8 protein-coding genes are annotated in these 10,385 nt (G+C 42.1%); all 8 read right to left on the reverse strand.

The features are described 5' to 3' along the window. On the reverse strand, positions 1 to 968 hold a 968-nt coding region (locus tag ABZB17_RS15810), incomplete at its 3' end, for a hypothetical protein (protein ID WP_372651439.1). Then, positions 961 to 1,983, reverse strand: a complete 1,023-nt coding sequence (locus ABZB17_RS15815) for a hypothetical protein (protein ID WP_372651442.1) — start codon at positions 1,981 to 1,983, stop codon at positions 961 to 963. The genes ABZB17_RS15815 and ABZB17_RS15810, both read right to left, overlap by 8 nt. Beyond that, complete coding sequence (locus ABZB17_RS15820; RefSeq protein WP_372651443.1) at positions 1,974 to 3,569, reverse strand: cytochrome c3 family protein; 1,596 nt, start codon at positions 3,567 to 3,569, stop codon at positions 1,974 to 1,976. Before ABZB17_RS15820 ends, ABZB17_RS15815 begins: the two co-directional genes overlap by 10 nt. A 4-nt stretch (positions 3,570 to 3,573) precedes the next feature. Beyond that, positions 3,574 to 4,908, reverse strand: coding sequence for an NAD(P)-binding domain-containing protein (locus ABZB17_RS15825; RefSeq protein WP_372651445.1), 1,335 nt, complete (start codon positions 4,906 to 4,908; stop codon positions 3,574 to 3,576). Between the two features lie 3 nt (positions 4,909 to 4,911). Next, positions 4,912 to 5,781, reverse strand: a complete 870-nt coding sequence (locus tag ABZB17_RS15830) for a hypothetical protein (protein WP_372651447.1) — start codon at positions 5,779 to 5,781, stop codon at positions 4,912 to 4,914. Between the two features lie 330 nt (positions 5,782 to 6,111). After that, entirely contained in the window at positions 6,112 to 7,389 is a 1,278-nt protein-coding gene (locus ABZB17_RS15835; RefSeq protein ID WP_372651449.1) for a M23 family metallopeptidase, read from the reverse strand. Positions 7,390 to 7,505: 116 nt separating this feature from the next. Next, positions 7,506 to 8,384 (reverse strand): YitT family protein, encoded by an 879-nt coding sequence (locus ABZB17_RS15840; protein WP_045026276.1) that lies wholly within the window; start codon positions 8,382 to 8,384, stop codon positions 7,506 to 7,508. A gap of 168 nt (positions 8,385 to 8,552) precedes the next feature. After that, the coding region (leuS, locus tag ABZB17_RS15845) for a leucine--tRNA ligase (RefSeq protein ID WP_372651451.1) at positions 8,553 to 10,385 on the reverse strand (1,833 nt) is incomplete at its 5' end.

The following is a 10,385-nucleotide window of genomic DNA, read 5'->3' on the forward strand; positions in this document are numbered from 1 at the left end:
GTTAGATTTTTAATGGCCGAATTAGTGTGCTGCATGTAAACAAACCGGCGGTCGACATTCCCCGAATTTCGCTGTTCGAAAAAAGCCAGCGACGACTGCACAAAACCATTAGACGTTTTTTTGCTTTGCCCAACGTAAGCGCCGTATTCAAACAAATCAAAATTGTAGCCGTAATCCTGGTAATCGGGCCGTGAACCGCCAACAATTCCGGCAAACATATTTTTAAATTTAAATTCAAACTGCAAGCCGTCAATGGCTCCAACATTTGCAATGCGCGGATTTATTTTTCGCCCGGCCCAAACAGTTGCCGACTCGTTGATATCATATTTCAGCGCCAAACTGTATACTTTCAAAGCATTGTTCAGATTCTCCTGCACCACATCCCATTGATGCAGTTTATGCGTGAATGACACGTAAGTTTCAGCAGATATTTTTGATCCCGACAGATTCGAAGCTTTTGCCGATAAGGTATAACGGAAACGATGAATATTATCCGCTTCATCAGAAAAATTGGAGTAAGAAGACATCGACAATCTACCGTATATATCCTGTGTCCTCGACGATTCTTTTGTTGGTTCCGAAGTAATCAATACCTGTTCATTGACATCCTTTTCAGGCAATTCCTGTTGCGGTTGCACAATATCACGAACCGGATTATTTGTTCGGACAAAAACAATATCGTCGACCTTAAACGTGTGCTCTCCAAGCTTGGAACACAAACATGAGATGGATGACTTATTATCAACAAGTAAAGCCGGCGTTAGGCCATTTTCATCCCGGATAAACAAGGTATCGCCGTTTTCAATCTGATCGGTGGAGGCAAATCGCACATAAATATTTTCTCCGGTAATGTACGATACTTTCCCATTGAGAAGTTCCCCGGATTCTTGCGCATTCACGGCCATTGTTCCCGAAAACAAAAGAAACAATCCGAATAATCTGATATTTGGTTTTTGTATCTTAATCATCTTCTGCATTACCTCTTGGGTGACAATCGAAACAACTTGTTGGCGTATATACGTAATCATTTACATCTCTATGGCGACTGTCCGTTTCGGTTTGATTGTGTTCATGACAATCGGTACAGCTAAACATTGAGTAGCTATTTTGCTGCGTGTGGCAATCAAAACAATTGTTCCATTCGCCGCGGTGCCTGCCCGAATAAATGGGGAAATAATAGTCATCATGAACAGTAAACTGTGCCGGACTCCATCCCGGATCGGTTGTATGACAGTCGGTACACTGTGTTGAAAAACCACTGTTTTGGTGCGATGGATTTGTTGCCGAAGCGAAATCAGTTTCGTGGCAACTAAAACAATCGGCTGAAACAGGCTCAAAAACTCCCAAAGTATGACATTCGGTACAACTACTAACGGCATGTCCTTTTGTTAAGGGGAAAAAATCGTGATTAATGCCTTGCGCCGACCACAAAAATGCATCAATACGGTGGCATTCGAAACAGTCGGTCGAGAAACCGGACTCAACATGATTGGGCTCAGTGGTTGCGTAATAATCCTGGCTATGACAATCTATACATTCCACTCCCAAAGGCTGAAATTCCAACAATGAAGCGCTGGTATGACAGTCCGAACAATCAGCGATGTTGTGAGCTCCCAGCAATGGGAAACGGCTGGTTTGGTGAATTTCGGTAATGTTGCTCACCAGCCAGGAGCGCGAATCGTGACAACGGTTGCAGTCGTAGCCAAGCGTGTTGTTGTGCATGTCGTTATGACAATCAATACAACTCGATTTTGCATCGTTAAAAACCAGGGTTATGTGGCAAGCTCTGCAATCGGTAAAAGCATGCTGGCCTTCAAGCATAAAATCAGTTGAATCATGCGAGAAACGTGCCGTCGCTTTCGAGAAAATCCAGCCTTCGGTAGTGTGGCAGTCGAGGCAATCAAATGTAAGATCTTCACCGTGGGGATTATCCTGTGCCCTCAGTTGGTAAACCGAAAACAACATTATAATTATTAATGACAACTTGCGCATGTTATATCTTCAAATTTATAAACGATGTAATTCCGTATTAAATTATCGGTGGGTTTATGGCAGGCAATACACTCCAGCCCCTCATGTTTTCCATCGATTTTAAACCTTGCATTATCATGATTGAATTTTTCGGGCAACCAGTTGTTAAACGTATGGCACCGCTCGCAATCATTTTCTCCAGATTCCTCAAACTGCCCAAAATGAATATCGTCATGACAGCTCGCACAGTCAGCTGCTAGTCCTGCAAACTTTTGCCCGGAAACTCCGGCAGTCTCGTTAAAGTGGCAATCGCGGCACGACGCCGCTGTATGTTTTCCTTCGAGCTTAAAATTCGTTTTGTTGTGATCAAAGTTGATCTGGCTCCAAATCGTTTCGTTATGACATGCCCGACAATCAGAATCCGGCATAAATTTACTACCGATTTTATCCTCGTGGATATTTGCGTGGCAGGTAACACAATTAATTTCTTCGAACTTAAAATTCCATACTTCACCTTTTTTATGGCACTCGAAACACGGTGTTGCCCTATGCGCACCGGTCAAGGCAAATTCAGTTTTGTTGTGCCGCTCAAGGCCAAAAGATGAAGGCGAAAATCCATTAACAGAATGACAGGAGTTACAATCGGGAGAAATTCCGTTTTTGGCAATTTGCCCTTTATGAAAATCGAAGTGGCAGTCGGTACAATTAGTATGCGGTACTGCTTTTGTGTGATTTCCCGAGGTGTGGCATTCTTTACAATCCACCGCGACATGTTTGCCCCGCAAAGGATAGTCGGTGTTGTTGTGATTAAATTCGCCAATATTTTTCACTTGCGTGAAAGAAAACTCATCGTGACATTTACGACAATCGTTACCAAATTTATTGTTGTGCACATCCTCGTGGCAGCTGGCACAACTGGCAAATTGCACATCGGCAAACTGTTGAAATGCTTTGCCATTCAACGTAGTTTTCTCATGACATTTGGCACAATCAACTTCCCGGTGTTTTCCAACTAAAGGGAATTCAGTTGTTTGGTGATTAAACCCAGCAGCCGGAACAAAAGCCTCCTGATTGTGGCAAGCTGTGCAAGTCTGCGACAAGGTACTTTGGTGCACGTCGGTATGGCAATCAATACATTCGGTGCCCATTCCCAGGTAAGTTCCGGCCGATTTTTTCTGCGAAATTTTGTTCTTAATTAACGCCGCTTTATGACAATCGGCACAGCTTATTTCTGCATGTTTTGCTTCCAGTTTAAATCCAGTCACATTGTGATTAAAAGTATCTTTGTTCATTCGAATCACCTTGAAATCGCGACCATAATGTTCGCCGTGGCATGCTGCACATTTTTTCCCGGTAACTTCTGCAGATGCATGATAACCTCTCTTTTGGTCCACGAGATTTTTTATTTCGGAATGACACACCAAACATTTTGACGATGTTTCCTTCTCTCCCAACACATGGCATTTCGTACAGTTAGTAAGGCCTTCCAAATGGGCATGCACATCAGACAATTCTCCCGGCGACAATTGGGCAATGGATTTTACAGCAATAAAAAATACTGCCACAAAAATTACGATATGTTTTCCAATGTTTTTCAAATTTCTAAGTGTGTTTCAATATTGCTTCGCCAAATTTTGTGGTTATTTCAATTCCTGCATTTCGCAAAAACTCAGTTGGTAATTCTCCTCCGGCAAAAATGTAAACCAGGTTATTTTCAATTACCAACTCCTCATCTTGTTGTACAACTTTCAAACGCACATAATCTTCGTCAATAGCGACAACGTTTGAATTCAATATCACATCCAGAAGCTTTGATTCAATGGCTTCTTCAAGGTTTTTGCGGTTTTTTGGTTTTAGGCGCGAGAAGGTTTCTTTTCGGTACGAAAGTGTAACTTCGTTCGTTTCATTCAGCAACAGGGCTGATTCAACAGCCGAATCGCCACCGCCAACTACCAATATTTTGTTCCCCGAAATAAGCTCAGGCTCTAGCAATCGGTACGCCACTTTTGGCAAATCTTCACCGGGAACATTTAACTTTCGTGGAGTTCCACGCCGGCCAATGGCCAGCAAAACGCGCTGCGAGGTATACAGTTCGCCGTTGTTACATTCCACACAAAATCCCTGTTCCGTTTTAGTTATCTTATTAACCTTTTGTTTTTCGCTGATTTTAATCTCGTTCTTCGACAAAACTTCGTTCCACAAATCCAGCAACTCGGGCTTGCTGGTTTCGTACAGTTTTACTTTACCATATAACGGCAAATCCATTGGCGAGGTCATTACAATTTTCGCCCTTGGGAAATTATAAACAGTTCCGCCCAGCGTATCCTGTTCGAGGGTAATTGTTTTCAATTTCAGTCGTTTGGCTTCAAGTGTAGCTGAAATTCCTGCCGGACCTGCGCCAATTACAATCAAATCGTATTGCGCATCGCTTTCTTTTTTTATTCCTTTTGCAAGGTTTTGAACAGCCTGTCTTCCCTGCTCCACTGCATTTCGGATCAATCCCATTCCGCCCATTTCGCCGGCAATGAACATCCCTTTAACATTGGTTTCAAATGTTTGATTAACATGTGGCAGATCAACACCCCGCTTTTCGGTTCCAATAAAAAGCGATATGGCCTGTGTTGGACAGGCATGAAAACACGCCCCGTGCCCCACACATTGGCTGGCATTTATAACGGTTGCTTTACCATTTCGAATGCCAAGAATATCATGTTCGGGACAAGCCCGAATACAGGCTCCACTTTGAATACATGAATTTACGTCGACCACCGGATGTAAGGAAACCGGCTCATGCAATCCGTCTTCTTTTGCCCGTTGTATCTTCTCTTCAACAATCTTCGATTCACGCCGCAATTTCCGAACATAAATGAAAACCACTCCCAGTAGAAAAATTGCTACTGCGCCGTAAATCAATATTTGTTCAAGCAAGTTTTCCATAGTTTAAAAAATCCAGGTGTAACCAAACAGCAAAGCCACAACAATATGAACCAGCATAATCACCAGCATAATTAAGGCAAACGGAAGGTGTACCACGTGCCAGTAACGCATTAATTGTTGCATGGTTGAAAGCCACGCAATCCGACGGTTCATAATAATTTTTGATTTCAATATCTTTATTGCCTTCCTGTAATTTTTTCCTTTAAGGCCTTTCTCTTTCAGTTCTTTTCTCAAGTCGGCAATTAAGGAGCGCTCAAATCGGAACCGATTTGCCAGGCGTTTCATGTAGTTACCATCCTCGCTGTACGATTGTGTTTTTAATGCTGCATTTACTTTCTGCAGACCAGCTGAAAGTGCTTCATTCCCCTCGCTGAACTGTGCCCAAAGTTCGGTTTCCATTTTATTCAGCTCAAGAAGACTCATTTCACGTCCTTCAATGGTTCGTGGAATTTGCAGGTAAATTACCCGCCCTATTACACCACTGATTACTACGGCCACCATACTCCAAAAACTTACGGCAACAATACCTCCGAATTTAAATGAGGTGTGAAACAGAACCATGATCGGCCCCAGCGTGCATAAAAAAATGTGGAATTCGAGCCAGTATTTTAACACTCCCAGCTGCGACAGAAACCTTAATCGTTTACGCGCCATATAGCCAAAAACGCCAACTACCATTAACGCAGCTCCTATAATTCCGAGTCCGTGCCCGATTAAACCGGTTGGTCTCAACAAAGCATCTTGTTCATGAAAATGTCGTTCACCGATATCCGCTAAATAATAATCAGCTCCGTAAACAACCAGAACTACAAATACAAAAATTGTAATTGATACTAACAATAGTAAATACAACGAATGCCAATGCCGTCCCATTTATCCACTTCAATTTAGGTTGGTAACTTAAAGCTAGAACTAATTTCTAAAATGATATACGTTCAGAACAGGAAGAATAGTATTTTAAACTGTCTCGAAATTAGAAGGTTACATTTTATGCGCAATTTATTACAAACTATGGTGCATATTTTACACGCACATGAACTACTTAGCTTGTAAATTGAGAAATAAATTGAAGTTTATACATCAGCCAATTTAAACAGTGTCTAAATTTTAAACCCGGAAGCTATAATATGAATTTACAGGATAAAGTTGTGACTATAATGCCGGGGCCTTAATCAACTCAACAGATTCAAAATAATTCTCTCACTAATTAGAATTAGCAAGAATTTGATCCAGATCATCCCATTGAATTTTTTGCAATTCCTGCATCAACGAATCCTTAACGGCATTGTATCGTGTCATATTTTCTTCTTTCACCGGCTCAACGGGTGGTGCTTTTACCTTTAGCGGATCGACTAAACTTCCGTTTTTTGCCACCCTGAAATCGAGGTGCGGACCTGATGCCAATCCGGTTGAACCGACATAACCAATAACCTGTCCTTGCTTTACGCGTGCGCCGGTATGAATTCCCTTTCCATACCCTGAAAGATGCATATAGGTAGTGGTATAAACTGAATTGTGCTTTATTTTCAAATAATTACCGCCCCCACTTTTCTGATAGGCTTTTGCAACAACTGTTCCATCACCAATACTCATTACCGGAGTTCCTTTGGGCGCAGCATAATCCACTCCATGATGCGGACGACGGATACGTAAAACCGGATGCATACGGTTGTTCGAAAAGCGGGAACTGATTCGCGAGAATTTCAGCGGTGCCTTTAAGAAAGCTTTTCTCAGACTTTTACCCTGCTCATCGAAATAATCCCAACGGTCGTCCTGATCGAAGATAAATGCATAGTTATCTTCACCATAGTGATCAAACTGAACTGCATAAATTTCGCCAATGCCAATGGAAACGGAATCAACAAACTGTTCATCGTAAATCACCCTAAAACGATCGCCTTTCTGGATGGCAAAGAAATCGATGGTCCAGGCAAAAATATCGGAAAGTTCGAGTGCCAGCATCGGGTCTTGCCCGTTATCCACCATGGCATTCCACAACGAAGTTTCAACCACTCCATGCGCAGTTCGTTGGCGGATTTTCACTTCCTTTTCACCCTTATAAATTCCTAATGTATCGGTTAACTCGAAAACTGTATATTCAACAGGTGAGTTTTCGTAAACAAAATATTTGGCCACCGGAACAGAATCTCGGGTAGAAAGAATACAGAAATTTTCGCCACTTTTGATTTTGCGAACATCAAAAACGTCTCTTGATTTTCGGGCAATTTTATCGATGGTTCCCATTCCCACACCACGTGCATTTAAAATCTGGCTGAGGTACTGATTGTTTTTTACCTTGCCCATTTCAATCGTAAACGAATCAACCGGAAGTCCGTATTTTAACTCCGGCATTTTTACTTCAACAACGGTATCCAACACCGGTGCCTCATCATTTTGGACCTTTTTAGGTACACACGAAAACAATTGACTCAGTGCAACAACGAGTCCCATCCCCACTAAAATCGATCTCAACTTCCTCATCTTCAAAATTTATTAAACGCAAAAATAAGAAAACTGTATAGATAACAAGATTAGTATGTATTTATTTAAGAATTTGAGTTTTTAGGTAAAAATTAAATGATCGCAGAAAGAACAGCTTACAATTTCAACTTATCAAAACCCTGTCCGTAAACGCCCATAACACTTCCCATTGAGATAAAAGCATCCGGATCGATCTGTTTTATTTTACGAAAAATGGCGCTGGTCTCTTTTTTTCGAACAACCGACATAATTACTTTCGTATCTTTTTTGGTATACCAGCCCGTTCCATTTAGTATCGTTACCCCACGAATGGCCTCGTTGTTAATGTATTCTGCAATTTGCTCGTACTCTTTTGAGATAATAAACATTTGGGCCGAGCGGTTGGCACCACTTAAAAACGAATCGAGCGAATAAGAAACCACCCACATGGAAACATAACCGTAAACCAGTTTTTCGGGCGAGCGGAATACCATATACGACGAAGCAATGATAATAACGTCGCACAATAAAATTATACGCCCCGGACTAATATTGCGGTATTTGTTAATAATCATGGCAAAAATATCAGTTCCACCGGTGCTTCCACCTCTCGAAAAAACAACACCGAGACCAACTCCGCCGGCCATTCCGCCTAAAATTGCTGAAAGAAATGTGTCGTTAACCAGTGGTTCCTTCAAAATATTCTGAAACAGAGCAAAGAACCCGGTTAAAACCAGTATGCTGTAAATGGTTTTCACACCAAAATTGGCACCCAGAATTTTTATGGCTACCAGCACCAGAAAAGCATTAATAATCAGATATGTTATACTTACAGGAATTTTTGTGGCAAAATAAATAACTGCCGCAACACCACTTATTCCACCACCGGTTATCTCGGCAGGGATTAGAAACAATACCCAGCCTGCTGCAAACAACAACAGCCCGAAAGTAATTATTGCATAATCCTGAATCATGCGTCCCAGCCGTGTGTTATCCGACAATATCTCCTTAACCATTTTTAGTATTTTATGTGTATTAAAAAATCGCGCAAATGAACAAAGCCTTTACTGAAAAAATAGTGATGATTGTCAGGGATTTGCGATATAACATAGAATTAAAAAACGAAAGGACAACCATGTGGTTGCCCTTTCAAATATCTCTTTAAATGCGCAATCAGAAAATTACTATCCAATTGCTATATTTATGATTTTTTTCGGCACAAAAATGAATTTCCGAACTGTTTTTCCTTCCATCCATTTGGCAGCACGCTCGTCGCCAAGCACTGTTTTTTCAATCTCGTCTTTTGGCATATCTAAAGGCAACTCAATTTTAAAGCGCATTTTCCCGTTAAACGATACTGGATATTCGTGCGAATCTTCGGTCAGTAAACTTTCGTCAACTTCTGGCCAAACTTCGTAAGCCAGTGTTTCTTTGTTTCCGTAGAGTGACCAAAACTCTTCTGCCATGTGCGGTGCATACGGAGCAAGAATTTTCGCAAAAGTTTCAGCCGTTTGTTTGGTAACTTTTCCCTTTTTAATAGCCAGGTTATTAAATACCATCAGTGCCGAAATTCCTGTATTAAACTTCAGATTTTCAATATCGTGCTCTACCTTTTGTATGGTTTGATGCAGCAATTTTGCCACCTCTTTATCTTCTTCGCCGTCAACAATTTTTGCAGGGTCGGCAAAGAAACGATAGGCACGCGCCAGGAAATTGAAAACCCCTTTCACACCGTTTTCGGCCCACGGTTTACGCTCGTCGAGCGGTCCCATAAACATTTCGTACAAACGCAGCGAGTCGGCACCGTAATGTGCGATCACGTCGTCAGGATTCACCACATTCTTCAGCGACTTCGACATTTTTGCAACAATTTGTCTCAGCTCTTCACCGGTTTCAGTGTGGAAATATTTACCGTCTTTTTCCTCTACCAAATCAGAAGCTACTTTTGCTCCGGTTGCAGTTTCGTAAGCAAAAGCCAGAATCATTCCCTGGTTAAACAGTTTTTGGAAAGGTTCGTCGGTTGAAACAACGCCCAAATCAAACAACACTTTGTGCCAGAAACGCGAGTACAACAAGTGCAGAACAGCATGCTCGGCACCACCAACATACAAGTCAACAGGCATCCAGTACTGTTCTTTTTTCACATCGAAAATACTGTCTTCGTTATTCGGATCGATGTAGCGCAAATAGTACCAGCACGATCCTGCCCACTGTGGCATAGTGTTGGTCTCACGGCGGCCTTTACGTCCGTTTTTATCGGTAACCATCAGCCAGTCTTCAGCATTTGCCAGTGGCGACTCACCGCTTTCACTTGGTGTGTATTCTTCCAGATTTGGCAATTCCAAAGGCAGATTTTCATCCTCCACCAAAGTAACTTCGCCATCTTCCCAGTGAATAACAGGGAAAGGCTCGCCCCAGTAACGCTGGCGGCTAAACAACCAGTCGCGCAACTTAAAGTTTGTGGTTGCTTTTCCAATTCCTTTTCCTTCCAGCCACTCAACTACTTTTTGAATTCCGGCAGCTTTGTTCAGTCCGTTTATATCCAAACCAGTTTCCTCGCTTGATGAATTGATGTATGCCCCATCTTCTGTCCAGCAGGCATCGCCGGCTAAAATCTCTTCGCGGTTCTCCACATCTTTCGGATCAAGAATACAGTTGATCTGAATATCAAACTCTTTGGCAAACTCAAAGTCACGGGTATCATGTGCCGGAACCGCCATAATTGCACCTGTTCCGTAACCCATCAACACGTAGTCGGCCACCCAAATCGGGATCAACTGTTTGTTCACCGGATTAACGGCATAACGTCCGGTAAATACACCGGTTTTTTCTTTGGCCAGATCCGTACGATCCAAATCCGATTTTAAAGCTGCAGCTTTTATGTATGCTTCTACCGAATCTTTTTTATCGTCGGTAACAATTTCGTCTACTAACTCATGTTCCGGAGCAATTACCATGTAAGTTGCACCAAACAAAGTATCAGGGCGGGTAGTGTAAACACGTAGATTTTTATCCAA

Source organism: Draconibacterium sp. (genome assembly GCF_041583095.1).
In the GTDB taxonomy this organism is placed as follows: Bacteria; Bacteroidota; Bacteroidia; order Bacteroidales; family Prolixibacteraceae; genus Draconibacterium.